At 67.9% G+C, this 25,929-nt stretch carries 25 protein-coding genes; 13 read left to right on the forward strand and 12 right to left on the reverse strand.

Features of this window, described 5'->3' with window-relative positions:
* Nucleotides 1-79: 79 nt before the first annotated feature.
* Nucleotides 80-1,063 carry a tripartite tricarboxylate transporter substrate binding protein gene (locus FOB47_RS16640; RefSeq protein WP_244959442.1) on the forward strand — a complete coding sequence of 328 codons (984 nt, stop codon included), beginning with the start codon at nucleotides 80-82 and terminating at the stop codon, nucleotides 1,061-1,063.
* Here the strand turns inward: FOB47_RS16640 and FOB47_RS16645 are convergent.
* The 6 genes from FOB47_RS16645 to FOB47_RS16670 all read right to left on the reverse strand — a co-directional run bounded on the left by FOB47_RS16645 (nucleotide 990) and on the right by FOB47_RS16670 (nucleotide 6,876).
* Nucleotides 990-1,694 carry an FMN-dependent NADH-azoreductase gene (locus tag FOB47_RS16645; protein WP_174781582.1) on the reverse strand — a complete coding sequence of 235 codons (705 nt, stop codon included), beginning with the start codon at nucleotides 1,692-1,694 and terminating at the stop codon, nucleotides 990-992. The two genes, FOB47_RS16640 and FOB47_RS16645, sit on opposite strands and share 74 nt — an antisense overlap.
* A 28-nt stretch (nucleotides 1,695-1,722) precedes the next feature.
* Nucleotides 1,723-2,046, reverse strand: a complete 324-nt coding sequence (locus FOB47_RS16650) for a DMT family transporter (RefSeq protein ID WP_053821695.1) — start codon at nucleotides 2,044-2,046, stop codon at nucleotides 1,723-1,725.
* Between the two features lie 3 nt (nucleotides 2,047-2,049).
* Nucleotides 2,050-2,730 carry a glutathione S-transferase family protein gene (locus tag FOB47_RS16655; RefSeq protein WP_053821696.1) on the reverse strand — a complete coding sequence of 227 codons (681 nt, stop codon included), beginning with the start codon at nucleotides 2,728-2,730 and terminating at the stop codon, nucleotides 2,050-2,052.
* 306 nt (nucleotides 2,731-3,036) lie between these two features.
* Complete coding sequence (locus tag FOB47_RS16660; RefSeq protein ID WP_053821697.1) at nucleotides 3,037-3,498, reverse strand: MarR family winged helix-turn-helix transcriptional regulator; 462 nt, start codon at nucleotides 3,496-3,498, stop codon at nucleotides 3,037-3,039.
* Between the two features lie 116 nt (nucleotides 3,499-3,614).
* Complete coding sequence (locus FOB47_RS16665; protein ID WP_174781583.1) at nucleotides 3,615-5,843, reverse strand: TonB-dependent receptor; 2,229 nt, start codon at nucleotides 5,841-5,843, stop codon at nucleotides 3,615-3,617.
* 121 nt (nucleotides 5,844-5,964) lie between these two features.
* A complete protein-coding gene (locus FOB47_RS16670) occupies nucleotides 5,965-6,876 on the reverse strand; it encodes a LysR family transcriptional regulator (RefSeq protein ID WP_174781584.1) in 912 nt (303 codons plus the stop codon).
* 274 nt (nucleotides 6,877-7,150) lie between these two features.
* Here FOB47_RS16670 and FOB47_RS16675 point away from each other — a divergent pair, with 274 nt between their 5' ends.
* Nucleotides 7,151-8,335 carry an MFS transporter gene (locus tag FOB47_RS16675; protein WP_170265861.1) on the forward strand — a complete coding sequence of 395 codons (1,185 nt, stop codon included), beginning with the start codon at nucleotides 7,151-7,153 and terminating at the stop codon, nucleotides 8,333-8,335.
* A 61-nt stretch (nucleotides 8,336-8,396) separates the two neighbouring features.
* Here FOB47_RS16675 and FOB47_RS16680 read toward each other — a convergent pair whose 3' ends face one another.
* The 3 genes from FOB47_RS16680 to FOB47_RS16690 form a co-directional block, all read right to left on the reverse strand.
* Nucleotides 8,397-9,443: a nucleotidyl transferase AbiEii/AbiGii toxin family protein gene (locus FOB47_RS16680; protein WP_174781585.1), complete on the reverse strand. Its 1,047-nt coding sequence runs from the start codon at nucleotides 9,441-9,443 to the stop codon at nucleotides 8,397-8,399.
* 6 nt (nucleotides 9,444-9,449) lie between these two features.
* Entirely contained in the window at nucleotides 9,450-10,043 is a 594-nt protein-coding gene (locus tag FOB47_RS16685; protein ID WP_174781586.1) for a DUF6088 family protein, read from the reverse strand.
* Nucleotides 10,044-10,164: 121 nt separating this feature from the next.
* Entirely contained in the window at nucleotides 10,165-10,797 is a 633-nt protein-coding gene (locus FOB47_RS16690; protein ID WP_174781587.1) for a TetR/AcrR family transcriptional regulator, read from the reverse strand.
* 198 nt (nucleotides 10,798-10,995) lie between these two features.
* On the opposite strand from FOB47_RS16690, the gene FOB47_RS16695 reads away from it, so the two are divergent.
* From FOB47_RS16695 to FOB47_RS16720, 6 genes are all read left to right on the forward strand, one after another.
* Nucleotides 10,996-11,739, forward strand: a complete 744-nt coding sequence (locus FOB47_RS16695) for an SDR family NAD(P)-dependent oxidoreductase (protein ID WP_174781588.1) — start codon at nucleotides 10,996-10,998, stop codon at nucleotides 11,737-11,739.
* Between the two features lie 316 nt (nucleotides 11,740-12,055).
* Nucleotides 12,056-12,958, forward strand: a complete 903-nt coding sequence (locus tag FOB47_RS16700; RefSeq protein ID WP_053821701.1) for an amidohydrolase family protein — start codon at nucleotides 12,056-12,058, stop codon at nucleotides 12,956-12,958.
* Nucleotides 12,959-13,013: 55 nt separating this feature from the next.
* Nucleotides 13,014-13,928, forward strand: coding sequence for an amidohydrolase family protein (locus FOB47_RS16705; protein ID WP_006578677.1), 915 nt, complete (start codon nucleotides 13,014-13,016; stop codon nucleotides 13,926-13,928).
* Between the two features lie 76 nt (nucleotides 13,929-14,004).
* A complete protein-coding gene (locus tag FOB47_RS16710; protein WP_244959443.1) occupies nucleotides 14,005-15,453 on the forward strand; it encodes a UbiD family decarboxylase in 1,449 nt (482 codons plus the stop codon).
* Nucleotides 15,450-16,073 carry a UbiX family flavin prenyltransferase gene (locus tag FOB47_RS16715; RefSeq protein WP_174781589.1) on the forward strand — a complete coding sequence of 208 codons (624 nt, stop codon included), beginning with the start codon at nucleotides 15,450-15,452 and terminating at the stop codon, nucleotides 16,071-16,073. Before FOB47_RS16710 ends, FOB47_RS16715 begins: the two co-directional genes overlap by 4 nt.
* On the forward strand, nucleotides 16,070-17,212 hold the full coding sequence (locus FOB47_RS16720; protein ID WP_226994859.1) for a CobW family GTP-binding protein: 1,143 nt from the start codon (nucleotides 16,070-16,072) through the stop codon (nucleotides 17,210-17,212). Before FOB47_RS16715 ends, FOB47_RS16720 begins: the two co-directional genes overlap by 4 nt.
* 95 nt (nucleotides 17,213-17,307) lie before the next feature.
* Here the strand turns inward: FOB47_RS16720 and FOB47_RS16725 are convergent, their stop codons facing one another.
* On the reverse strand, nucleotides 17,308-18,336 hold the full coding sequence (locus FOB47_RS16725; protein ID WP_174781590.1) for an AraC family transcriptional regulator: 1,029 nt from the start codon (nucleotides 18,334-18,336) through the stop codon (nucleotides 17,308-17,310).
* Nucleotides 18,337-18,630: 294 nt separating this feature from the next.
* Between FOB47_RS16725 and FOB47_RS16730 the strand changes: the two genes are divergently transcribed.
* Together FOB47_RS16730 and FOB47_RS16735 are read left to right on the forward strand one after the other, a co-directional pair.
* Nucleotides 18,631-19,977, forward strand: a complete 1,347-nt coding sequence (locus FOB47_RS16730; protein ID WP_174781591.1) for a nucleobase:cation symporter-2 family protein — start codon at nucleotides 18,631-18,633, stop codon at nucleotides 19,975-19,977.
* Nucleotides 19,978-20,060: 83 nt separating this feature from the next.
* On the forward strand, nucleotides 20,061-21,404 hold the full coding sequence (locus tag FOB47_RS16735) for an amidohydrolase family protein (RefSeq protein WP_174782465.1): 1,344 nt from the start codon (nucleotides 20,061-20,063) through the stop codon (nucleotides 21,402-21,404).
* 85 nt (nucleotides 21,405-21,489) lie between these two features.
* Here FOB47_RS16735 and FOB47_RS16740 read toward each other — a convergent pair whose 3' ends face one another.
* Nucleotides 21,490-21,981 carry a hypothetical protein gene (locus FOB47_RS16740; RefSeq protein ID WP_174781592.1) on the reverse strand — a complete coding sequence of 164 codons (492 nt, stop codon included), beginning with the start codon at nucleotides 21,979-21,981 and terminating at the stop codon, nucleotides 21,490-21,492.
* Between the two features lie 223 nt (nucleotides 21,982-22,204).
* Nucleotides 22,205-23,410: an MFS transporter gene (locus tag FOB47_RS16745; RefSeq protein ID WP_174781593.1), complete on the reverse strand. Its 1,206-nt coding sequence runs from the start codon at nucleotides 23,408-23,410 to the stop codon at nucleotides 22,205-22,207.
* A gap of 208 nt (nucleotides 23,411-23,618) precedes the next feature.
* Here FOB47_RS16745 and FOB47_RS16750 point away from each other — a divergent pair, with 208 nt between their 5' ends.
* The 3 genes from FOB47_RS16750 to queD all read left to right on the forward strand — a co-directional run bounded on the left by FOB47_RS16750 (nucleotide 23,619) and on the right by queD (nucleotide 25,884).
* Nucleotides 23,619-24,557 (forward strand): LysR family transcriptional regulator, encoded by a 939-nt coding sequence (locus FOB47_RS16750; protein ID WP_174781594.1) that lies wholly within the window; start codon nucleotides 23,619-23,621, stop codon nucleotides 24,555-24,557.
* Between the two features lie 181 nt (nucleotides 24,558-24,738).
* On the forward strand, nucleotides 24,739-25,374 hold the full coding sequence (queE, locus tag FOB47_RS16755) for a 7-carboxy-7-deazaguanine synthase (RefSeq protein ID WP_053821706.1): 636 nt from the start codon (nucleotides 24,739-24,741) through the stop codon (nucleotides 25,372-25,374).
* A gap of 33 nt (nucleotides 25,375-25,407) precedes the next feature.
* Nucleotides 25,408-25,884 (forward strand): 6-carboxytetrahydropterin synthase QueD, encoded by a 477-nt coding sequence (gene queD / locus FOB47_RS16760; RefSeq protein WP_174781595.1) that lies wholly within the window; start codon nucleotides 25,408-25,410, stop codon nucleotides 25,882-25,884.
* Nucleotides 25,885-25,929: the final 45 nt, after the last annotated feature.

A 25,929-nucleotide genomic window follows, 5' to 3' on the forward strand; every position in this document is an offset into this window, starting at 1 on the left:
GCACCAGCCGGTCGTTGCCGACGAACAGAGCGCAGCCATGCGGCAATGCGCCATCCCTGATGCCATGACGGAGACATCCATGAAGACTTTCGGTCCGGTCGCCGGCGCTCTCGCCGCCGGTGCGCTGATCCTGTCCCTTGCCAGCGCGGCCCATGCCACGCCGTCCAGCTATCCCACCAAGCCGATCCGCATCATCGTTGGTTACCAGGCCGGCGGTCCTACCGATCTGACGGCGCGGCTGTTGGCGAGCAAGCTGCAGGCGGGGCTGGGGCAGCCGGTCATCGTCGAGAACAAGGTGGGCGCGGGCTCCAACATCGCCTCCGACTATGTCGCGTCGGCGCCCCCGGATGGCTACACGCTGCTGCTGGCCGCGGCGCCGATCACGATGACCAAGTACCTTTACAAGGGTCTGAAGTTCGATGTACTCAAGAGCTTCGAGCCGATCGCCAATGTGATGACGGCACCGGCCGTGCTGGCGGTATCGACCAGGCTGCCGGCGCACGACCTGCGCTCGCTGATCGCGCTGGCGAAGAAGAAGCCGGGTACCTTGACGTTCGGCTCGACCGGCGCCGGAGGGTCGCAGCACCTCGCTGGCGAACTGCTGAAGCAGCGCGCGGGCATCGACATGCTGCATGTTCCGTACAAGGGAGCCTCGGCCGCGCTGACGGATCTGATGGCCGGCACCGTCGACATGGTCTTCATGACGTCGATGTCGGCGTTGCCCACGTTGAAGTCCGGCAATCCGCGCGCGATCGCGGTGGCATCGAAGAAGCGCATGCCACAGATGCCGCAGCTGCCGACGATGGAGGAGGCGGGGCTGCCCGGATTCGAGGCCGATTCGTGGAACGGCCTGCTGGCCCCGGCGGGAACGCCCAAGGAAGTGCTCGACCGCCTGAACGCCGAAGTCAACAAGGCGCTGGCCTCGCCCGACGTGCGCGACACGCTGGTATCGCAGGGGGCCATTGTGGTCGGTGGCTCGCGCGAGCAGTTCAGGCAATACCTGGTCGAAGAGGTGGATCGATGGGGCAAGGTATTCCAGACGGTGCAGATTTCTGTGCAGTGAGCGCCGGCGGGTTCAGCGACAGGGCGGCGATCTGCTGCGCGATCCACGCATCGGCGAGAGCCTGCGCCCGCTCGAGATAGGCCGGTCCGCGCCGCAGATTGTCGAGCCGCAACACCGACAGGTCGTGAAGACCCGCGGTCGCCAGCGCGTGACGCAGGTAGGGCGTCAGAAAGTCCGGCTGGCCCTTGCCGTCATCGCCGAGCGGTCCGCCGCTGCCGACGATCAGATAGACGGGGCGGCTGGCCAGCAGCCCCTTCTTGCCTTCCGGCGTCCGCGCGAACGTGCGGCCGGGGCGCAGGATCTGATCGATCCACGCCTTCAGCGTCGCCGGCACCGTGAAGTTGTGCATCGGCGTCGAAATCACGATGCGGTCCGCGGCCTGCAGTTCGGCGATCAGCGAGGCCGACAACGCGAGCACGCCCGTGTCGCTGGCCGCATCGGTAGACTCCGCCGCGAGGCTGGTATGCGCGAATGCGCCATCGACCAGGGGCGGCGGACGACGCGCCAGGTCACGCTCGACCACGCGCAGCGTTTCCCGCTGCCGCATCCGCTCGATCAACGCGGCGCCCGTGGCGCGGCTGGTCGACGCCTCTCCATTGGGGCTGGCGCTGACATGAAGCACGGTTTTCATCGTATCTCCCGATGGTTTATTCCGCAGGTCAGCTCACCGCCTCGGAGAACCGCAGCCCGATGATCCCCACCACCGTCAACGTCAGGAACAGCAGCCGCTGCCATTGCATGCCCTCGCCGAAGCTGACGATGCCGATCGCGACCAGCCCCAGCGTGCCGATGCCGGTCCAGATCGCATAGGCGGTGCCCACAGGCAGATTGCGCAGCGCCTTGGCCAGCAGGTAGATGCTGGCCAGTCCAGCGGCAACGGCCACCACGCTCGGCAGCAGCCGTGTCCAGCCCTGGTTCAACTTCAGCGCGACGCCCATCACGATCTCCAGCGCGGCGGCGGCAAACAGAAAGGTCCACGCCATCGCTCACGCCTCCGCCCGATCCTGCGTTGCCGCCGCGGGCCGGCGCAACGCCGCGAGACCGCGTTGTACTGCCGGCCGCTCGGCGATCCGCTCGAGCCAGCGGGCCACATGCCGGTATTGCCCGATGTCGAGCCGCAGTTCGTCATGGCTACGCAACCACGGAAACGCGGCGATGTCGGCAATGGTGTAACGGTCCAGCGCCAGATAGTTCGATTCCGCCAGCCGTCGGTCCACCACCCCGTAGAGCCGATGCGCTTCCTTCGTGTAGCGCTCGATCGCTTCGCGATTTCCGCTCTGCGAGCCATGCAGGAACCACCACAGCTGTCCAAGCATCGGCCCGATGCCGCCGACCTGGAAATGCAGCCATTGCTGGACCTGCCACTGCTCGTGGCGCTGCGTCGGATGCAGCGGGCCGTACTGGCTCGACAGATAGCCGAGGATCGCCCCGGACTCGAACACGGTGATGCCTTCGCCGTGATCGACCAGCGCCGGGATCTTGCCGTTGGGGTTGATCGCGAGATAGTCGGGGTGGCGCTGTTCGCCCTTGTCCAGGGCGACATCCACCTGCCGGTAGGGCAATCCGGCTTCCTGCAGATAGATGCTGACCTTCTGGCCATTGGGGGTGTTGGCGGTGTAGAAGGTCAGGTCTGGCGTGGTCAGCCTTGACGGGATGACGGATGACATGGTGGTTCCTCCGATGATGTCCTGCGATATGGCTATGAGTTGCATCTGCAATCGTTGCAGATGCAACTGTAGTCGATGGGGGCGGCTTCGGCAAGCACGGCCATCGGTGGAGCGATCGAAGAGGGCGGTCGGCCGATTGCCGGCGGCACCGGCGTGCTGGCACGGCAGCGGTCGACGCGCGCATGCCGTCGCCGGGCCGGCGACAGTCACGGCGTGGTGTGCGCGTGCGATGGTGGGAGGACGGGTTGGTCCCGGTGGTGGGTCGTCAGCCGGTTCCCACCTGGGACAGGGACCGGCGCAGCGGCGTCAGGAAGGGCGCGATGCGGCCGCGGCAGCGCGCACGGCCTGGGCGGCACGCTCCAGCGCGTCGGCGAAGCGTTGTTCGTCGTCGGGATCGAACTGAGACAGGAACAGGTCGGCGATCGTGGCCTGATAGACCTTCCACATCTTCTTGCGCAGCGCGCGGCCTTCGCGCGTGATCGTGAGGAAGGCGGCGCGGCCGTCGTCGGCCGAGCGAGTGCGCGTGACCAGGCCCTCGCTCTCCAGCCGGTCGACCAGGCGGGTCAGGTTGTAGCGCTCGATGACAAGCGCGTCGGCCAGTTCATGCATGCGTCGCGCGCCGCCCGGGCCGCTCTCGAGTCCCCACAGTACGTCGTACCAGGCATAGGTGGGCAGCCCGGCGTCGGCAAGGCGCCGTTCCACCTCGCGGATGATCAGCCGGTGCGCGCGTACGAAGGAGAACCACAGGTCGGGCCCGTTTGTCGTCATGATGCTGTCCGGTATCGTTGCCGTTGCGTATCGTTGCAGTTGCAATTATGCGCGCGAGCGATGCGGTCGAACAGAGCCGGGGCAGGCGATGCGCTCCCGTCCCGGCTCGCCGCCGCTTACCAGCGGTGCTGATACATCGCCGTCAGCGTGATGCCCGCCGCCGGCAGCCGGCTGGTATTGCTGCTGTTGCGCAGCAGCTGGCTGTACAGCGGGTAGTAGTCGCGATTGAGCAGGTTCTCGATGCCGATCGTGATGGTGTCCTTGCGCGTCAGCTGGTAGCGGCTGATCAGATCGAGCGTGGTATAGCTGCCGGTATCGCGCCTGCCGAAGCCGTTCTGGCCGTTCAGGCGATAGTCGCGCCCGGCGTAATAGCTGACCTGCAGGCGGTTGGTCCATTGGCTGATCGGCCGGTATTGCAGGTAGCCGGTCAGCTTCAGCGGCGGAATGCGGTAGCCCGTCATGTTCTGGAAGCTGCTGCTGCCTTGCGGCTGCTCGCGGCCGCGCAGCCAGGTGAAGGTCCCGCCGACGCCCCATTTCTCGTCGTCGGTCAGGTAGTCGGCCGCCGCCTCGACGCCGAAGATCCGTTCCTTGGTGCGGGTCAGGATCAGCCCGTTGTTGAAGCTCTGCACGTCGCCGAGCTTCGAGGTGGTGTAGAACACCGCCACGTTGGCCAGCGTGTTGCTGCCCAGCGCACCGCGCCAGCCCAGCTCGTAGTTGTTGGTCTTGACCGGCTCCAGGCTCGACGAGTTGATGTCGAAGCCCGGGCGTGCATTGCGGATCTGCAGGCCGATGTCCGGCAGCTGGAAGCCCTGGCTGAAGGCGCCATAGAACTCCTGGCCCTTGACTGGCGCAAAGGCCGCGCCGATGTTGAACAGCCAGGCGCCGTAGTCGACGGTGCCGCCTTTGACGCCGACCGGGTTGGCGACCTTCGACTGCGACAGCGGCACGAAGTCGTCGAAGCTGGCGCTGGCGCGCTCGTAGCGCGCGCCGCCTTCCATCGACCAGCGCTCGTCGAACTTGTGCTGCAGCTGGCCGAACACGCCGCCGCTGCGCGTGGTCAGCGGCGGCATATAGGTCAGCCCGCCGGTGCGCTGGAACACCAGGCCGCCGCTGGCGTCGTAGCGCGCGGCGTCGAACACGTCGAGCGGCATGTCGCTGCGTTCCTGGTTGTAGTCCGCGCCCCACAGCAGCTTGGTCTGCTTGCTCGTGCCCAGCGGCGTGCCGACGGTCAGCCGGCCGCCGAAGACGCTGCTGTTCTGGCTGATCTGGTCGACGTTGCCGCCGCGCGTGGCGACCGCGCGCGCGTCGAACGGAGGAAAGCGCGTGAAGTAGTCGCGATAGTAGAACTGCGTCGATACCGTGCTGCCGTAGAAGTCCTGGTGCTGGTAATCCAGGTTCAGCACCGTGTTGCGCAGCTCGTTCTGGTTTTCCAGCTGCAGCCCGCGGATCGCGCGCGCCGTGGCCGAGCCCGGCGGCAGGCGTCCGACCGACGGGTCGGAGGCGTAGTCGGTGTTCTGCCTGGCGTGATAGCGGCTCAGGCTCAGCTGGACGCGCTGCTGGCCGTCGATGCGCCAGCCCAGCTTGCCGCTGATGTTGTAGACGTTGGAATCGAACAGATCGCCCTGGCTCGGCTCGGGCGCGATCCGATGGCCGTGCGCGTCGTAGGGGCTGCCGATGCGCTGCGCGCCGACGTGGAAGGCGTAGTCGATCGGTCCCTGGCTGCCGGAGAAGTGCTGCTGCACGTTGGCGCTGAGCCCCTCCTTGCTGAGCCGCGTCAGCGGCGTGCCCAGCGTTACCGTGGTGTCGGCGGTGGGCGCGCCGCCCGCGCTGCGGGTCGTGATCGAGATGATGCCGCCGCTCGCGCCGGCGCCGTAGAGCGCGCTGCTGCCGCGCAGCACTTCGATCCGCTCGATGTTGCTCGGATCGATCGTTGCCAGATTGCGAGCTGAATCGCGGTTGGTATTGAGCGGAATGCCGTCGACCAGAACCAGCGCGCTGCGTCCGCGCAGCGTCTGGCCGAAGTCGGTCACGGTGCGGCTCGAATCGGCCATGCCCGGAATCAGCTTGCTCAACATCGTCGCCAGATTGGTCGAGCCGGTCTTCAGCTCCTCGATCTGCTCGCGCTCGATCACGGTGACCTGCCGCGTCGGATTGACCAGATCGCTCTTGATCCGGTCGACCCGTACCTCGACGGTGCTCAGCTCATGCGCCGGCGCGGTGCCCGGGCTGGCGGACGGCGCCTGCTGCGCCAGCGTGGAAAGCGGGACGCCGCCGGCGATGGCCGCGGCGATCAGGGCCGACGGCGTCAGCCGCGACGGTTGCAAACAGGCTCGTTCTTGTCTCATGGCGCGCGGTCCGGGCTCTCTCGTAATCTGCGGTTACAAAAAGCCGTCAATCTTATTGATAACCATTCCTGTTTGCAACATAAGTCGTCGGCCATTGGCGCTTCGCAACATAAGGAGTCGGTCAACCTTGCGCGGCGATGCGGGTCAGGGCTTCGCGGAAAGCCTGCGCGGCCGGTCCAAGCGGCTGGTCGACGCGATGGGCGAGATAGGCCTCGTAGAGGACGCGCGCATCGCGGCCCAGCGACGTGGTGGCCACGCGAACCAGCCGGCCCTCGCGCAGGTCGCGTTCGACCAGCCAGCGCGGCAGCCGCCCCCAGCCGAGGCCGGACAGGATCAGCGCGTACTTGGTGTCCTGCGTGTTGACGCGGCAGGTCTGCGGCGACAGCACGCCGAAGTCGCGGCCGGCGGACAGCGGCGTCGGGTCGGACTGCACGATCTGCAGGTGATCGGCCAGATCGGCAATGCCAAGCGGCGGGCCGCGCCGCCGCGATGCCAGCGGATGGCGAGCGGACACGACCGCCACCACCTCGGTCGACGACAGCGCCTGCAGCGCGACGCGCGGATCGCGAAAGCCCTCGCCGACCATCACCGCCAGCGTGGCGCGCTGCTCGAGCAGGGCGGCCAGCGGTCCGCCCAGCGGTTCGACCGCGAGCCGGATCGCCACCGACGGATAGCGGTCGCGCATCGCTTCCAGCGCGGCGCTGATCTGCCCCAGCGGAAACAGCGTATCGACGACTACCGACAGTTCGAGCTCCAGTTGCTGACCGAGGCCCCGGGCCCGTGCCCGCATCGCGTCGACGCGCAGCAGGATGTCGCGCGCGTTGACCAGCAGGGCCTGGCCCTCGGCGGTCAATACCGGACGCCGCGCGCTACGGTCGAACAGCGCGACGCCGAGCTGCGCCTCCAGATTGGCGATCGCATGGCTGACTGCCGATTGCACGCGGCCGAGCTTGGCCGCTGCCGCGCGGAAACTGCCGGCGTCCGCGACGGTGGCGAAGGTGCGCAGCTGGTCGAGGGTCAGGGCGTCGAGCATGAGTTGGGTAGCCGGAAGCCGTCGCTCCAATGATCTATTGGATCGATCGTTTGGATCGAACTTATATCACTTCCGTCGATGTACAGACGGTGCGATGCTGTCCGCCATCGCGAGTTCCGGCAGGGAGACCGAGATGGCGGATTGTGCAAACGATCGTGCGAAGCGGCGGCGGGCATGGTCCGCCGCCAAGGGGTGGGGCAAGGTGACGCGGATGCCCGCCGCGCGGTCTGGCAAAGCGACGCCGATAGCCGCCGCGAGGTCAGGCAACGCGGCGATGTGGCTGACGGTGGCGGTGGTGGTCGGCGCCGGCGTCGTGGCAGCGTTGCAGGTCGGCAAGGCCGCGATCGCGATGCCGATGCTGCGGGCCGAGCTTGACGCGAGCCTGGCGCAGGCGGGCTGGCTGATGGCCATCGTCGCGGTGCTCGGCTCGCTGGGCGGGATTCCGGCCGGCGCTCTGGTGCCCGCATTCGGCGACCGGCGGATCTTGCTGGGCGGTTTGCTCGCAGTGGTGGTCGGAGCCTGCGCGGGCGCCCTGGCGCCGACGCTGCCGGCGCTGATCGCGTCGCGCTTCGTCGAAGGGCTGGGCTTCCTGCTGATCGCCGTGGCCGGGCCCGCGGTGCTGCAACGGGTGGTGACGCCGCAGCGGCGCGATATCGCCTTTGCGCTGTGGAGCTGCTTCATGCCGGCCGGCATGGCGCTGGCGATGGTCGCCGGTCCGCTGTTCGGCACCTGGCGCGGACTATGGTGGGGCAGCGCGGCGCTGGCCGTGGTCGCGACCGTGGCGACGCGGCTGGCGATACCGGCTGCGGCGCAGCGGCCGGCGTCGCCGCAGCCGTCCTTGCGATCGCACGGCGTCGCGGGTGCTGCCGCAACCATGCGCGCCGATATCGTGTCCGTGCTGCGCGCCTCGCAGCCGCTGCGGCTCGCGGCCTGCTTCGCGCTGTACAGCCTGATGTTCTTTGCGTTGTTCAGCTTCCTGCCGGTGCTGCTGATCGAACGGATCGGCGTCTCCCACCGCATGGTCGGTCTGCTGACGGCGCTCGCGATCGCCGCCAACATGATCGGCAATCTGGCCGCGGGCTATCTGCTGGCGCGCGGCGTATCGCGGTCCCTGGTGGTGGGCGCTACCTGCCTGACCATGGGACTGGCCGCGCTCGGCATCTTCCTGCCGCTCTTCGGCGATGTGCCGACCTTCCTGCTGTGCCTGCTGTTCTCGGCGGTGGGCGGTCTGATTCCCGCGACCTTGCTGTCGGGCGCGTCCATCGTCGCCCCCACGGCGGGACTGCTGCCGGTCGTGATCGGCCTGCTGATGCAGGGCAGCAATGTTGGGCAGGTGGTCGGACCCGTTACCGTGGGCGCGGCCATCGAGGCGTGGGGCTGGCACGCCGCCGCGGCCGTCGTGGCGCTATCGGCGTTGGCCGCCATGCTGCTGGCGCGCGGCATGCGGTTTGGGGCCTAGCAGTGTGAATCGGCGTGAACCGGAGCTTTGAAACGCCCTTCGCCATAGCGCGAGCCGCGGATCAGAACGTATTTTTGGGCAGTGGTTCTGTACCGCGGGCCAGGTCGTTCGCTCTGCGTTCGATGGTGGCGCAGCGCTCCAGCAGTATTTCAAATGGCTCGCCATCGTCAAGCAGCAGGCCGTCATCGATCATGTGCTGATAGTCGGAGGCCAATGCGCTAAGCGCCTTGTCGTCAGGGACCAATCGCAAGCCCCCGGACACCGCCACGCCATAGTCGATCGGTTCGCCGCCAGGAAATTTCTCGGCGAAGAAAATCCCCTTGTGCTTCGCGACGGCGTGGGCAAGACCGCGATCGGCAAGGGCGGCATCGGCGAATCCGACGTCGTCGAGGCGCACCAGATCGTGCCAATGCCGGGCGAAACGCGCGCTGCCACGGAACTCACCCTGTGCGCAGTAGACATGAATCGCCGTGGCCTTTTCCCAGAACGTGCGTTCGGCGCGCATGACGCGCGCGGTAGTGTCTGGAAACGCGATCTCGCGAAGATGCGCGGCCGCATCGCAGTGGATCGGGCGCAGATGACTCGGCTCGCCCGTACATCGGGCACCGAACTCGAGCATGACGACCGGGGAAACGTAGCCGGTTCCACCGGACAGCGGCTCGTACGCAATAAAGACCTTGTCACCGTCCACGCTGGCGGCAGCCCGCAGCCGTTGCCTCCCCAATTCGTCTTGAATCGACGGAAGCATCTCGGTCATGACCCAAACGGACAGGCGCGTGCGGATGGCCTTGGTCCATCGCTTCTCCTGACTACGGTTAGGCGGCAGCGGTTCGCCGGTGTCCCCGATCAGGTCGCCGGCGATCGCCCTGATGTCATAGGTCAGGTCGATGTCTTCTGAGAAGCGGCGGATCGCGCCATACGCCTTGGACAGAGAAGTACCGCCCTTGAAGACCAGATGATCGGCATGAGGGCCGGCAAAGAGATGGCGCAGCGACCATACCACCCATAGATCCTTTTCGAGCAGATGCGGCGGCCTGCCGGATCGCGTCGCGACCACTTCGAGAGCATCCCGTTGTTCCGCCCGGGACAGGCTGAAGAACTCGGTCACGTTGGGTCAATGCTGCAGCAAGGTACTCACTTCCTTGGCCATCCACGTGGGCAGCTGACCGCGTGAAGACGCGACTTCGGCAAGGTCGGATGCCGAGAGCCGGGCGCGCAGTTTTGCGATCGCTTCGTTGGCATGTTGGGGGCCGAGCCATGTCAGAGCGCGCAGGACCTTTCCGGCGTGGCGGCCGGCCAATGCCAACTGCCATCGCGGCGCATGCCGGAACTCGATGACTTGGGCGCCCAGCGTAAGCAGGCGGCTGCGGCCGGAGGTCAAATACACGGCGCGCACGGGAACTTGCGTCGTCAGCCCCAGTTCGTTGGCCGCCGCGGCGCCATGAGGCACGACGGTTTCCCCACGCTGCCGGGCAAGACCCTCGATCAATGCCGAGGCGGCCGGCGCCCGGTTGCCGAAGCGGGTAGGCACGGGAACGGCATAAATACCGCGTTCGATGCGAAGCAATGCGCCACGGCGCGCCATACGGCTGAGCGCCTGGTCGACGGCGGCGCGATTTCCCAGATGCAGCAAGCCCTTGGCCATCAAGGGCGTGCCTTCCGGTAGTCCGGCTGCGTATTCGGTGATCTGTTGGGCAAGGGTTCCCATCGTTCCTCCTCGGGCTGTCGGAAGTTTATAATAGTTTCTGACACCAAGCAACGACGATGGCATCGGGCGACCTGCATCGCGCTCGTTTGGTCGTCAGGAAAGGAGGTCTTGAAGAGGCGTATCAGGCACTACGCTGCCGCGCGGGGCGTTTCTGCGGCTCGCCGGATACGCTGTCCCACACCCGCATCGCGCAGTCCACCACCCGGTGCAGCCGCTGGCGCGAGGCCCCGGTGCGGGCCTGGATCGACAGCCCCTGCAGCACCGTTTCGAAGTAGGCCGCGAGGGCGCCGATGTCCGTGTCGGCGGGCAGTTCGCCGGCCTCGACGCCTTGCTTCAACCGCTGGCGCACCGACTCGCCGACCGTGCGCAGCTTGCTCGACAGCATGGTCTTCATCTCGCTGTCCTCGTCCGGGCAGGCGGCGGCGACCGATACCACGAGACAGCCGCGCGGCGTCGCCGGGTCGCAGTAGGCGTCGACGTTGTCGCGCAGCATCGCCTCGATACCCGCGCGTGCGGTCGGTCGGGCGAGTGCCGGCGTGGTGAAGTTCATGGTCCGCTGATACAGCGCCGTCGCCTCGCGAAACAGCTGCGCCTTGTCGCCGAAGGCGGCATAGAGGCTGGGCCGGTTGATGCCCATCGCGGCCGTCAGCTCGCTCAGCGACGCCTGCTCGTAGCCGCGCTCCCAGAACACGCGCATCGCCGCCTGCAGGGCGGTGTCGCGGTCGAAGGCGCGGGGTCTTCCTCGTTGGCTCATGGATGGAACGGTGAATTCTGTACTGACCGGATAGTAAATCCCTTGACCGTCGGCGACAACGTGCCAATAATCTGCCTTAAATTTGTACCGGAAAGTACAAATTATGGGTGAAACCGACGATGCCGGTTCGGCAGCCCTTGGGGCGGCGGACCGGCGAACCGACATACGACGTTGAACACCACGTTCAAGGAGCAAGACATGGCATCCCTGCAAGGAAAAACGGCCCTGGTCACGGGCGGCAGCCGCGGCATCGGCGCCGCGATCGCGCGCCGGCTGGCCGCCGATGGCGCGGACGTTGCACTGACCTACGCCAGTTCGGAGCAGCAAGCCGAAGAGGTCGCCGCGCAGGTGCGCGCGCACGGCCGCCAGGCACTGGCGATTCGGGCGGACAACGCCGATCCGAAGGCGGTCGCCGATGCGGTGGCGCGCGCGGCCGGGCAATTCGGCAAGATCGACATCCTGGTGAACAACGCCGGCATCTTCCGCGTCGGTCCGCCGGCGGACCTGAGCATCGAAGATTTCGACATCACGATGGCGGTCAATGTGCGCGCTGCCTTCGCCGCGATCAAGGCGGTCGACAAGGTGATGCCCGATGGCGGCCGCATCATCTCGATCGGCAGCAACCTGGCGGTGCGCGTGCCGGGGCAGGGCATGTCGGTGTATAGCGCCAGCAAGGCAGCGCTGGTCGGCATGACGCAGGGCCTGGCGCGCGACTTCGGTCCGCGCGGCATCACGGTCAATGTCGTGCATCCCGGTTCGACCGCCACCGACATGAACCCGCCGGATGGCCCGCATGCGGAATGGCAGCGCTCGCTGATGGCGGGTCCGCAGCGATTCGCGTCGCCGGACGATGTCGCGGCGGTCGTGGCCTTGCTGGCCTCGCCGGAAGGCCAGGCGGTGACCGGCGCGGCATGGACCATCGATAACGGTACCAACGCCTGATCGCACGCTCCGGCGATCGATCCGAGCGCGGGAACGTGGGCACGGCAACATCGGCGTTCACGCTTCCCGCTTGACATCCGAATTTCCACGGCGGTATAAAGGCGCCGTGGGTAGAAGCGGTCGATTGAACAAGCAGCGGCGCAATGCCGCGATCGTTCAACTGGAGATTGCTCACTGACGGAGTACCGTCGGTGGCGCATTCTTCCAACGCTCCCCTCGACAGTGCTCCCGAACGCAACGCGCACCCGGCCGGTCCCGCAATGACCGGCCCGGTCCCGCATGCCTTCAACCTGCAGCATTGCGAGGAGACACCCGCATGATCATCGACACCAGTTGCTATCCGACCAATCTGGTCGACCTGGCATGGCGGCACGATGGCGAGCCCTTCACCGGCGAGCGCCTGATCCAGATGATGGATGGCCCATTCCTGATCAACGGCAAGCCGCGCCGCATCGATCGCGCCTTCATCCAGCCGCCGCAAGGCAACACCATCTACACCTGGACCGACGGCACCAGGTCGGGCAGCGAATCGATCGACGCCTACATGGCCTACACGGTCGAGATGGTGCGCAAATATCCCGACCGCTTCATCGGCTGCTTCGTCTACAACCCGCGTTGCGGCGTCGAGAACGGCGTCAACGCGATCGACCATTACGTGCGCAAGCTCGGCTTCAAGATGGTCCAGTTCCAGGCCAACATGCACGCCTATCGACCCGACCGCGCGCTCGACTGGCTGCGTCCGGCGCTGCAGAAATGCGCGGAACTGGGCGTGCTGGTCAAGCTGCATACCGGCGATGGCCCCTACAGCATCCCGACCGAATGGGTGCCGATGATCAAGGAATTCCCGACGGTGAATTTCATCATGGCCCACTTCGGCGTGCAGACCGGCGGCGTCTATTGCTTCGAGCCGTTCCAGATGGCGATGGACCTGCCGAACGTCTATTGCGAATCGGGCTGGTGCCTGCAGTCGCGCATCGTCGAGTTCGCCAAGGTGTTGCCCAAGCACAAGATCCTGTTCGGCTCCGATACGCCGCCGAACGAGCCGGGCATGTGGCTGCGCCTGCTGGAGGTGCTGTGTTTCGAGCCGCCGCAGGGGCTCAATCTGGACGAGGACACGCTCGAGGACTACCTCGGCAACAACGTCGCGCGGATGATCGGGCTCGAACCGACGCCGGTGCCGCGCACGGTCGAAGAGGCCCGCGCCAGGCTCGCCGCCTGAGCCGCGCCGCCCACGACCGCTTCCAGACCACGCAGCCCCGCACGGAGCCACTGCAATGATCATCGACACCCATCTGCATCCCACCAACCTCGTCGACGAGGCCTGGCGCCATACCGGCGAACCGTTCACCGGCGAGCGCCTGCTCAAGATGATGGACGGCCCCTACATCATCAACGGCAAGCCGCGCCGCATCGACATGGGCTTCATCCAGCCGCCGCCCGGCAATACCGGCTATCGCGACGGCAATCGCCGCGGCCGCGAAGGCGTGCGCGACTACATGGCCTATGTGGCCGAGCTGTGCCAGAAATATCCGGACCGCTTCATCGGCAATTTCACCTTCAATCCGCGCTGGGGTCCGGAAGAGGGCGCGCTCGAGCTCGAATACCACGTCAAGGAATACGGCTTCAAGATGATGAAGCTGCATGCCAACATGCACGGCTATCGCCCCGACCGCGCGCTCGACTGGCTGCGGCCCGCATTGAAGATGTGTGCCAAGTACAACGTCGTGGTGCTGATCCACACCGGCGACGGGCCGTACACGATTCCGACGATGTTCTATCCGATCATCCGCGAATTCCCGATGGTCAATTTCATCATCGGCCATTTCGGCATCCAGACCGGCGGCAATTATTCGTTCGAGGCGTTCTGGATGGCGATGGACACGCCCAATGTCTATTGCGAATCGGGTTGGTGCTTCCAGTCGCGCATCGTCGAATTCGCCCGCCAGTTGCCGCGCAACAAGATCGTGTTCGGCACTGACACGCCGCCGAACGAGCCCGGCATGTGGCTGCGCGAGCTGGAGATGCTGTGCGGCCCCGCGCCGCAGGGCATGGACCTGGACGAGGACGGCCTGGAGGACTACATGGGCAACAACATCGCCCGCCTGATCGGCCTGGAGACCACGCCGCCGCCGCGCACGATGGAGGAGGCGCAGGCGCGCCTGACCGACACCTACGCCGGTCTTCGCTGAACCGCCCCACACGGCGGCCGGCCGGGCCCGGCACCTTCGCGTGCCGCGGCCCGGCCGGCGTGACAAGGAGAGAACGATGACATCGTCGCTCAATTCGGGGCGCTATTCGGGGCGCTATTCGGGGCGCGATTCGGGGTGCGATTCTGGGCGCTACTCGTCGTCGCAGGATTTCCGCGACTTTCTGTCGGCCTACCGGGCCGCGCATCCCGATGATGTGCTGGTGATCGGCGACGAAGTCGGTGCCGATCAGGATGCGACCGCCGTGGTCTGGCAGCTGGCCGCGCAGGGCCGCCATCCGATGCTGGTGTTCGAACGCGTGCGTGGTCTGGACGCGCCGCTGGTCACCAATATCTTCGCCTCGCGCGAGCGCGTCGGCCGGCTGCTTGGCGTCGGCGCCGACGGCATCCACGCCGAATATCAGGCACGCAGCCGACGCCTGGTGCCGCCGCGCGAGGTCGACAGCGGGCCGGTGCTCGACGTCGTGCAGGGCGACGGCATCGACCTGAGCACGATCCCGGCCATACGGCATTTCGCTACCGACCGCGGGCCCTATATCACCAACGCGATCCTGATCGCGCAGGATCCGGAGACCGGCATCGGCAACGCCAGCTACCACCGCTCGATGGTGCATTCGGCCACCGGCATCGCCACCAGCCTGCATTCGCGCGGCCACCTGTGGCGCATGCAGCAGCAGGCCGCCGTGCGCGGGCAGCCGTTGCCGGTCGCGATGGTGATCGGCGCGCATCCGCTGTTCATGCTGGCCGGTGCGGCGCGGCTGCCGTACGGCGTCGACGAGCGCCACGTCGCCGGCGGCCTGTTCGGCGCGCCGCTCGAGGTCGTGCGCACGCCGCGCCATGGCATCGCGGTGCCGGCCAGCGCGGAGATCGTGCTGGAAGGGGTCATCGATCCGGAGGCGCGCGTCGACGAGGGGCCGTTCGGCGAGTTCACCGGCTATTCGTCAGACCGCTCGACCAACAACCTGCTGCGCGTGGAGACGATCCTGCGCCGGCGCGACGCGATGCTGATCGACGTGGTCGGCGGCAATTCGGCCGAGCACCTCAATCTCGGGCGGATTCCGCGCGAGTCGGAGATGGTCGAGAAGCTGAAGGAGCGTTTTCCCGGCGTCACCGCCGTGCACTACCCGAGTTCGGGCACGCATTTCCATGCCTATGTCGCGCTCAAGCCGATGCGCGCCGGCGAGGCGCGCCAGGTCATGCTGGGGTTGCTGGGCTGGGACCCGTACCTGAAAACGGTGATCGCGGTCGACGAGGACGTCGACATCACGCGCGATGAAGAGGTGCTGTGGGCGGTCGCCACGCATCTGCAGCCGCATCTTGACGTGGTGGTCGTCGACGGCCTGCCCGGCAGCGCGCTCGATCCGTCGGCATCCGGCGTCGGTACGACGTCGCGCATGGGGCTCGATGCGACACGCGGACCGCAGTTCGACGGCATCCGCGCGCGCATCGGCGACGAGGCGATGGCGCGCGCGGCGCGGCTGCTCGGCGAAGCGTTGGGGCGCCCATGAGCCGGCGCCTCGTGGTCGCCATCACCGGCGCCAGCGGCGCGATCTATGGCGTGCGCCTGTTGCAGTGGCTGGCACAGCAGCCGCACTGGCGCACCGATCTGGTGGTGACGCCGTCCGGCTGGCTGACCATCCAGCACGAGCTTGGCCTGCGCCGCGCCGAGGTCGAGGCGCTGGCCGACGTCGCACACAACGTGCGGGACATCGGCGCGACCATCGCCAGCGGCTCCTACCGCTGCGCCGGCATGGTGGTGGCGCCGTGCTCGATGCGCTCGCTGGCGGCGATCGCCCATGGCATCGCCGACAACCTGGTCACGCGCGCCGCCGACGTGATGCTGAAGGAAAGGCGCCGGCTGGTGCTGCTGCCGCGCGAGACGCCGCTGCATCTGGGCCATCTGCGCAACCTGACCGCGGTCACCGAGATGGGCGCGATCGTGCTGCCGCCGGTGCCGGCGTTCTACCACCGGCCAGGCACCATCGACGATCTTGTCAACCATACCGTCGGGCGTACGCTCGACCTGTTCGATATCGACCATGCCGGTCTGGTCGCGCGTTGGCAGGGGATGCGTCCCGTGCCGGCCGACGCGATGCCGACTGCCATGGCGCAGGAGGAGACACGATGAATGCCCTTACGTCCTTGATGCCTGAAGCGGTGCGCCCTGCCAGCGGCGAGCAAGCCGCCGGACACGCTGCGGAGCGCGCGCCCGTACCGGTGCCGGTGACGATCCTGACCGGCTTTCTCGGCGCGGGAAAGACCACGCTGCTGAACCATATCCTGACCGAGCGGCACGGCCATCGGATCGCGGTGATCGAGAACGAGTTCGGCGAGGTCGATGTCGATTCGGATCTGGTGCTGAGCTCGGACGAAGAGATCTACCAGATGACCAACGGCTGCATCTGCTGCGTGGTCGATGTGCGTACCGATCTGGTCCGCATCCTGCAGAAGCTGCTGGCGCAGCCCGAACGCTTCGACCATATCATCGTCGAGACCAGCGGCCTCGCCGACCCTACCCCCGTGGCAGCGACCTTCTTCATGGACCACGAGGTGGCGCGCGAGGTCGCGCTCGACGGGGTGGTCACGCTGGTCGACGCGCTGCATATCGAAAGCCATCTGGACGATCCGCGGCTGCGCGGCTTCGACAATCAGGCGGTCGACCAGATCGTCGCGGCCGACCGCATCGTCATCAACAAGACCGACCTGGCCGACCCGGCGGCGGTGGACGCGCTGGAGGCGCGGCTGCGCCGGCTCAACGAGGGCGCGCAGATCCTGCGTTCGAACTACGCGCGCGTCGACCTGCGGCGGATCCTGGGGATCGGCGGGTTTACGCCGGGGCTGGCCGTGCTCGACGACAGCGAGGACGAGCACGGCCACGATCACGATCATGGAGAAGGCCACGTCTGCGACGAGCACTGCGGCCACGACCACGACCACGACCACGATCGCGAGCACGCGCACCGCCACGACCCCTCGGTGTCTTCCGTCTCGCTGGTGTTCGACCGGCCGTTCGACGGAGACCGCCTCGCCAGCGCGATCCGAGCCTTGCTGGCGGCGCAGGGCGACGACCTGTTCCGCATCAAGGGCATCGTCGCGGTCGCCGGCAGCGGGCGGCGCCATGTGCTGCAGGCCGTGCACCGGCAGCTCGACCTGCATGCGGGCGATCCATGGCTGGACGCGCCGCGCGACAGCAAGCTCGTCTTTATCGGCCGCAACCTGGACCGCGGCCGATTGCAGACAATGCTCGGGATCTGCCTGGCACGTTGAGGCGAGGGCGCAGCGTCGCATCGGCGCCGTGGCGGCGGGGAGGCGGGGCGGAAAAACCGCGCCGCCACGGCTGGGATCGCTGGATAAAACTGCCTCTATCCTTCGCGCCGATGCGCGCGGCGCAACGTGTCCGACGGCAGTTCCCCGAATTCGCGCCGGTATTCGCGCGAGAACATGCTCAGATGCGCGAAGCCGTGCCGGAGCGCGATCGCGGTCACGGCGCCCGGCTGCTGCGGCGCCCGTAGCAGGCTGTCGCGCGCGCCCTGCAGCCGCAGCAGCCGCAGATATTCCATCGGTGTCGCGTTCTTGGTGCGCCGGAAGCCGACCTGCAGCGAACGCTCCGACACGCCGCAATGGTCGGCGAGTTCGCGCATCGTGATCGGACGATCGAGATTGCGGCGCAGGTACTGGATGGCCCGCCGCACATAGGTCGGCAGCGTCGGCTGGAAGCGTCGCGGCAGCGTGGCGCCGTCGCCGGAGAACTGGTCGAACAGCAGCGTCGACACCACCATATGCTCGATGCTGGCGTCGATGGTCGGGTTGGCGGCGCCGGCCCGGCGCGTGCGCATCTCCGCGCGCAGATATCCCACCAGTGCCTGCCAGCGCTCGGCCAGCCCATTGCGGCCATTCAGCCCATCATCGCTGGCCAGGCGCGGCGCGAACGCGATCGGCGCCGGCGGTTCGAAGCCGAAATGCTCGCGGAACGCGTGTTCGATCGCGCGCCGGCGCAGCACCACGCAAAAACGTTCGCAATCCTTATCGAGCAGCAGCCGCGTGCGCAGCGTCGGCGAGGCAATCAGCGTGCTGCCGTGCGCGAAATGCTGCGACTGGCCCTCGGTCAGCGCCTCGCAATGGCCGGCCACCGTGGTCTGGATCACGTACTCGTCCTTGCCGGCCTGCGGCTCGATCTCCATCGCGGTGCTGTAGCGGATATCGACCAGCGACAGCTGCCCGATATGGCATTGCTCGCCTTCGACATGCAATGGTGCGCGCGTATCGAGCGGCCGTACGCGTGCCGGCCCGAACAGCCGCGCGCACAGCGCTTGCACGTGAAGCAGCTCGCTGGCGTGGAAACGATGGACGGCGCCATTGCCGGGCGCGGAAACGTCGGAAGGCGGCAGCATGGAAACGTCGAGCAGAGGATGCGGTAGCAGGCATCGGGGCAGGCGGTGCGCGCCTATCGTAAGGGCCGCCGTTGCCGACGGCAAAGCCGGGACAAACCCGCAGCGCACCGCGGCATGGCCATCGTGTTCCTGGACCATCGCATCGCCGTCGCACCGCCATTGCACGGCGGCCTCACATCGCTGCGCTTTGCGCCTATCGCCTTCGCAATTGCGCTATGAGGGGATGGGCGCGGCCGCTACTGTGGCTGCAGGCGCCGCTTCGAGCGCCCTACAGCCACCACCAAGGAGACGACGATGGCTTCGCCCCAACACCCGGTCGACGCGGTGCTGCCGCCGCGCGCCATGCTCACGCTGGGCTTCCAGCACATGCTGGTCAGTTATCTGGGCGCGATCACGGTGCCGATGATCGTCGCCGCGGCGCTCAAGATGACGCCGGCGCAGACCACGCTGCTGATCAGCACCGCGCTGTTCACCTCGGGCATCGCCACGCTGCTGCAGACCGTCGGCTTCTGGAAGTTCGGCGTGCGGCTGCCGATCATGCAGGGCGTCGCGTTCAGCTCGGTCGGTCCGGTGATCGCAATCGGCACCGATCCGTCGCTGGGCTTCCAGGGCGTTTGCGGCGCCATCATCGGCGCGGGCGTGATCACGCTGCTGCTGGCGCCGGTGATCGGCCGGCTGCGGCAGTTCTTCCCGCCGGTGGTCACCGGCTGCATCGTCACGGCGATCGGCCTGTCGCTGTTTCCGGTTGCCTATCAATGGCTCGGCGGCGGGCGCGGTGCGCCCCAGTTCGGTGCGCCGGTGTTCTTTGCGGTCGCGATCGGGGTGGTCGCGCTGATCCTGGCGATCAATCGCTACGGCAGCGAGTTCCTGCGCAACCTGTCGGTGCTGATCGGCCTGCTGGCCGGCGCGGCGGTTGCGACCGCGCTTGGCATGGGGGACTTCACCGAGGTCCGCCGCGCACCGTGGTTCACGATGGTGCAGCCGTTAGCCTTCGGCCTGCCGGTATTCGATATCGGTGCGATCGTCACGATGACGATCGTGATGCTGGTGCAGATGGTCGAGTCGATGGGGCTGTTCATCGCGATCGGCGATCTGGTCAAGCGCCCGGTCAGCGAACGCGAGGCGACCAACGGCCTGCGCGCCAACGGCCTGGCCAGCGCGATCGGCGGCATGTTCGCGGCCTTTCCGTATATCGCGTTCATGGAGAACGTCGGGCTGGTGATCGTGACGGGCGTGCGCAGCCGCTGGGTGGTGGCGACCTGCGGCCTGATGCTGTGTGCGGTCGCGCTGGTGCCCAAGATCGGCGCGCTTTTTGCGTCGATCCCGGCCGCGGCGCTCGGCGGCGCCGCGCTGGTGATGTTCGGCGTGGTCGGCGCGGCGGGCATCAAGACGCTGGGCCAGGTCGACTACGAGAACAACCGCTCGAACCTGACCATCGTCGCCATCACGCTGGCCTGCGCGCTGATGCCGGTGATCATGCCGTCCGTGCTCGAGAAGCTGCCCGAAGCGCTGCAGCCGTTCGTGCACAGCAGCGTGATCATCGCCTGCGTGGTGTCCGTCTTCCTGAACCTGCTGCTCAACGGCCTGCCGCGCCGTGACGCACCGCTGGCGCACGCCGGCGAACATGCCCCGGAGATCTGATCTTGACTGAAGTCCAATGCCTGAACGAAAAACAGCGCGAGACCCTGCGCGACAACCTGCTGATCCGCGGCGCCGCTGCGGTGATGACCGGCCAGGCGGGCCCGGCGGCGCGCGCCGGCGCGGCCGATATCCGCATCCGCGACGGCCGCATCGCCGAGATCGCGCCAGGGCTCGTGCCGCTGCCCGGCGAGCGCGTGCTCGATGTCCCGGGCGCCGTGGTCTACCCGGGCTGGATCAATACGCACCACCATCTGTTCCAGAACCTGCTGAAGGCCGTGCCGGCCGGCATCAACGCCGACCTGCAGGCCTGGCTCGCGGCGGTGCCGTATCCGCGCCTGGCGGCCTTCACGCCCGAGGTGCTGCGCGCCGCGGTGCGGCTCGGCATGGCCGAGCTGCTGCTGTCGGGCACCACCACCTGCGCCGATCATCACTACCTCTATCACCACGGCCATGGCGCCGAGACCGGCGACCTGCTGTTCGACGCGGCCGCTGAAATGGGGCTGCGGCTGGTGCTGTGCCGCGGCGGCGCGATCCAGTCGGCGGCCGACCATCCCGGCATGTCCAAGACCGCGCTGGTGCCGGAGACGCTCGACGAGATGGTCGCCGATATCGAACGGCTGAAGGCGCGCTATCACGACCCGGCCGGCGATGCGATGCGCCGCGTCGCGGTGGCGCCGACCACGCCGACGTTCTCGCTGCCGCCCGCGATGCTGCGCGAGCTGGCGGAGTTCGGCCGCGGTCTCGGCCTGCGCCTGCATACGCATCTGTCGGAGACCGACAACTACGTGCGCTTCTGCCGGGAGAAATATCGCTGCACGCCGGTGGAGTTCGTCGGCGAGCACGGCTGGCTGGGCCCGGACGTCTGGTTCGCGCATCTGGTCACGTTGTCGCCGGACGAGATCCGCATGCTGGCCGCGACCGGTACCGGCATGGCGCACTGTCCGGTCAGCAACGCGCGGCTGGGCAGCGGCGTGGCGCCGGTGCGCGCGCTGGCCGATGCCGGCGTGCGCATCTCGCTCGGGGTGGACGGCGTCGCCTCCAATGAGTCGGGCAGCATGGTCCACGAGGCCAACTTCGCCTGGCTGGTGCACCGCGCGGTCGGCGGCGCCGCGCAGACGACGGTGGAGGAGGTGATTCACTGGGGCACGGCAGGGGGTGCCGCGGTGCTGGACCTGCCGCGGATCGGCACGCTGGCGCCCGGGCAGTCGGCCGACCTGGCGATCTACGACGTCAGCGGCCTGCGCTTTCACGGCTTTCACGACATCGCCGCCGCGCCGGTGGCGGCCGGCGAACCGACGCCGGTGCGCCACGTGTTCGTGCGCGGACGCCAGGTCGTGCAGGACGGCGCGATCGTGGGACTGGACCTCGAGGCGCTGCGCCGCGAGGCGGGGGAGGCGATGCGGGTGTTGCAGCGGGCCGCGGCCTGAGCGAAACCTGAGCGAGACCTGAGCGAGACCTGAGCGCGGCCCAAGGCCGAGTCAGCGCCCCGTTGCCGGCGCGCTGACGCCTGGCTTAGCGGCCGCCGGAACCGCCGCTGGTCCCGCCCGAGCCGCCCGCGCCGCCGGAACCCATGCCGCCGGTGCCAAGCCCGCCGGTACCGGTGCCGGTACCGCCCGAGCCCGAGGTGCCCGTGCTGCCGGAACTGCCGGGGCTTCCAGGGCTGCCGGAGCCCATTCCCGAGCCGGTGCCGGATCCGGTGCCGGTGCCACCGGTCCCACCGCTGCCGGAACGCCCGCGCGGGGCACTGGCGCCGCTCTTGCTGCCCGAACCGCTGCCGGACTGATAGCCCGAGGTGCCACCGCTGCCGCTGGTGCTGCCCGAGCCCGTGGCACTGGTACCCGTGCCGGGGGTCGTGCTGGGTCCGGCGCCGGCACTGCCGCCACCGCTGCTGCTCCCGCCACTGCCGCCGCTGCCGCTTCCCGCCCCGCCGCCTTGCGCGAGGGCCGCGCCGGTCGCGAGCGCCAGGCAAGCAGCAAGCGCTGCTGCCAAGGTCGTTGCTTTCATGCTGTCTCTCCAGGATGTGTGATATCGCCGGGCGTCGCCCGGCGTTCGTTCTGTCGTTGCGCGCAGACGGGCTAGCGCGACGCAAGTTGCATGCCGTGATGGCATGCGTCACATCCGCGGGGAAGGGCAGAAGAGGCTTGCAGCATTGGCCGGGAAGCGGTGCAGATATGGCGTGTGGCGGCGGCGTGTCGATTCGCGCCGCCACGCCAGTTGGCACGGCCGATCAGTGCGACATCGCGCCCGCGGTGCCGCCGCCGCGATGGACCACGCCGTCGGCGCGATCGAGGCGGCCGCTCCAGGCGGTCAGCGCCAGCGCGACCAGCACCACCACCGCGCCGATCCAGGGCGTATGCATCAGGCCAAGGTGCGTCACGATCAGGCCGCCGGCCCACGCGGCGCCGGCGATGCCGAGATTGAACGCGGCGATATTGAGGCCGGAGGCGACGTCGACCGCCTGCGGCGTGAAGCGCTCGGCCTGCTTGACGACATAGACCTGCAGGCCCGGCACGTTGCCGAAGGCCACCGCGCCCCAGGCCAGCACTGTCGCCACTACCAGCCAGCGGTGCGGCGCGGTGAAGTTCAGCACCAGCAGCACCGCGGCCAGCAGCACGAACATCGTCTTCAGCGCCGGGATCGGGCCGTGGCGGTCGGCCAGGCGGCCGCCCCAGATATTGCCCGCGGCGACGGACAGGCCGTACACCAGCATCACCAGGCTGACCGCGCCCGCGTCAAAGCCGGACACGTCCTGCAGGATCGGTGCGAGGAACGTGAAGGGGATGAACGAGCCCCCGTAGCCGATCGCCGTCTTCGCATAGACCAGCAACAGCCGCGGTTCGGCCAGCACGCGGGCCTGCTGCATCAGCGACGCGGGCCGCGTATGGCGGATGCCGGACGGCACGAACAGCAGGCTGCCGACGAAGGCGACGACACCGAGCGCGGAGACGGCCAGGAAGGTCTCGCGCCAGCCGAAATGCTGGCCGATGAAGGTGCCCAGCGGCACGCCGGTTACCAGCGCGACGGTAAGGCCCGTAAACATGATGGCGATCGCGCTGGCGGCCTTTTCGCGCGGCACCAGTCCGGTCGCGATGGTCGAGCCGATCGAAAAGAACACGCCATGGGCGAGGCCGGTCAGCACGCGCGCCAGCACCAGCGAGCCGTAGCCGGGCGCCTGCCAGGCCAGCAGATTGCCGAGCGTGAACAGCGCCATCAGCGACAGCAGCAATGTCTTGCGCGGCAGCCGGCCGGTCAGCGCGGTCAACAGCGGGGCGCCGACGGCGACGCCGAGCGCGTACAGGCTGACCAGCAGGCCGGCCGAGGGCAGCGACACGTTCAGATCGGCCGCGACGGTGGGAATCAGGCCGACGATGACGAACTCCGTCGTGCCAATGGCGAATGCGCTGATCGTCAGCGCCAACAAGGCGAGGGGCATGATGGCCTCCAGGTATCAGGGATCGGATATGGGGATTGGAATGGCCCGCATTGTGATCCTGGCTGGCTTGCCGATTAATCCGTTAATATGCAGATAATATTTGATCAGCAGTCAACAATCGCGACCTCCCGGATTGCCATGTGGGCTCCCGGTCCCGGCCCCCGCTCGGCCGGGACCGGGCGCGATCGCTCCCGCAGGAAACCCCGCCATGAAGATGACCCTGGAAGAATTGCTGGCCTTCGTCACCGTGGTCGACAGCGGCTCGATCACGGCCGCAGCCGACCAGCTGGGCCAGACCGTCTCCGGCGTCAGCCGGGCGCTGGCGCGGCTCGAGGACAAGCTGGCCACTGCGCTGCTGCGGCGGACCACGCGCCGGCTGGAGCTGACCGAGGAGGGCGCCGCGCTGCTCGCGCATGCCCGCGCGATTCTGGGCGCGGTGGACCAGGCCGAGGACCAGATCGCGCTGCGGAGGCAGAAGCCGGCCGGCAAGCTGCGCATCAACGCCGCCTCGCCGTTCATGCTGCATGTGGTGGTGCCGCTGGTCGACGACTTCCGCCGCGCCTATCCCGAGATCGAGCTGGAGCTGCACAGCAGCGACCAGATCATCGATCTGCTGGAGCATCGCACCGATGTCGCGATCCGCATCGGCGCGCTGCGCGATTCGACGCTGCATGCCAGGCCGCTGTGCCACAGCCGCTTGCGGGTGCTCGCCAGCCCGGCTTATCTGAAGGCGCACGGGCGGCCGCGCTCGGTCGGCGAGCTGGCCCGCCACAGCCTGCTCGGCTTCACACAGCCCGACAGCCTGAACCGCTGGCCGCTGCGCGACGAAGCCGGCAACGAGTTCGAGATCACGCCGGCGGTGTCCGCCTCCAGCGGCGAGACGCTGCGGCAGCTGGCGCTGGCCGGCCAGGGCGTGGTGTGCCTGGCCGATTTCATGACGGCCCAGGATCGGGCCCGCGGCGACCTGGTGCAGCTGTTCCCGCGCGAGACGCTCGATGTGCGCCAGCCCATCCATGCGGTCTACTATCTGAACACGCAACTGTCGGCGCGCATTGCCTGCTTTCTGGACTTTCTGGCGGCGCGGATGCAGGACGAAGCCCCGCGCCAGGGCTCGGATCGCCCACCAGCCGGGCGCCTGCGTCATTGAGGCGTCTTTGGTATACTGTCGCGTTTCCCCGCGCGACCGGAAATGCCACCGCCAGGGGCCAGCCGCACCGGCATCCGTCCCTGCATGAAGCAGATGGGCTGGCATAGCCAGGGCACTGTCCGTCGCCAACCATCCAGTTCGAACCCATCGGTCGAACAGACAGGTCGAACCGACCCCAAGCATGACTTACGCCGTCAAGGAAATCTTCTACACGCTGCAGGGCGAGGGCGCCAACGCGGGCCGTGCCGCCGTGTTCTGCCGCTTCGCCGGCTGCAATCTGTGGACGGGCCGCGAACAGGACCGCGAGCAGGCGATCTGCCGCTTCTGCGATACCGATTTCGTCGGCACCGACGGCACGCTGGGCGGCAAGTACCGCAGCGCCGAAGAACTGGCCGCGCAGGTCGCCTCGCAATGGCCGCAAGGCGCGGGCGGCCGCCCGCTGGTGGTCTGCACCGGCGGCGAGCCGCTGCTGCAGCTCGATGCGCCGCTGATCGACGCGCTGCACGCGCAGGGCTTCGAGATCGCGATCGAGACCAACGGCACGATCGCGGTGCCGGACGGCATCGACTGGGTCTGCGTCAGCCCGAAGATGGGCGCCGAACTGGTGGTCACGCGCGGCGACGAGCTCAAGGTCGTGATCCCGCAGCCCGGCCAGGACTTCGCGGCATACGAGGCGCTGGATTTCCGCTATTTCCTCGTGCAGCCGATGGACGGCCTGCTGGCGCGCGAGAATACGGCCCTCGCCGTCGATTTCTGCCAGCGCCATCCGCGCTGGCGCCTTTCGCTGCAAACCCACAAGCTGCTGGGCATCCGCTAGGCGTCTGCCGCACGGGTCCCGGCACCGGCCTTCATGAACAAGCAAGTCTCGATCACGCGCCGCCTCGAATTCGATGCCGGCCACCGCATCCCCAACCATGGCGGCCAATGCCGCAATATCCATGGCCACCGCTATCGGCTCGACCTGACGCTGTCGGGGGAGGTGCTGCATCGCGAGGGCGCGGCCGACGAGGGCATGATCCTGGACTTCAGCGACATCAAGGCGCTGGCCAACCAGCATCTGGTCGACAAGTGGGACCACGCCTTCCTGATCCATCGCGGCGACACCGCGCTGCTCGAATTCCTGTGTGGCATGGAGGGGCACAAGACGGTGGTGCTCGACGCGATTCCGACCGTCGAGAACCTGGCGCAGATCGCCTTCGACATGCTGGCGCCGGTGTTCAAGGACTGCTTCGGCCACCATCTGCAGCTGACCCGCCTGGTGCTGTTCGAAACGCCGAACTGCTGGGCCGAGGTCACCGCGCCCGCCGTCGCGCCGGCGCAGGATTGATCCGGCTCGATCCGACCGCCTAGGTGCCGACAACCGACTCGACGA

Source organism: Cupriavidus gilardii (genome assembly GCF_013347325.1).
Lineage (GTDB): Bacteria > Pseudomonadota > Gammaproteobacteria > Burkholderiales > Burkholderiaceae > Cupriavidus > Cupriavidus gilardii.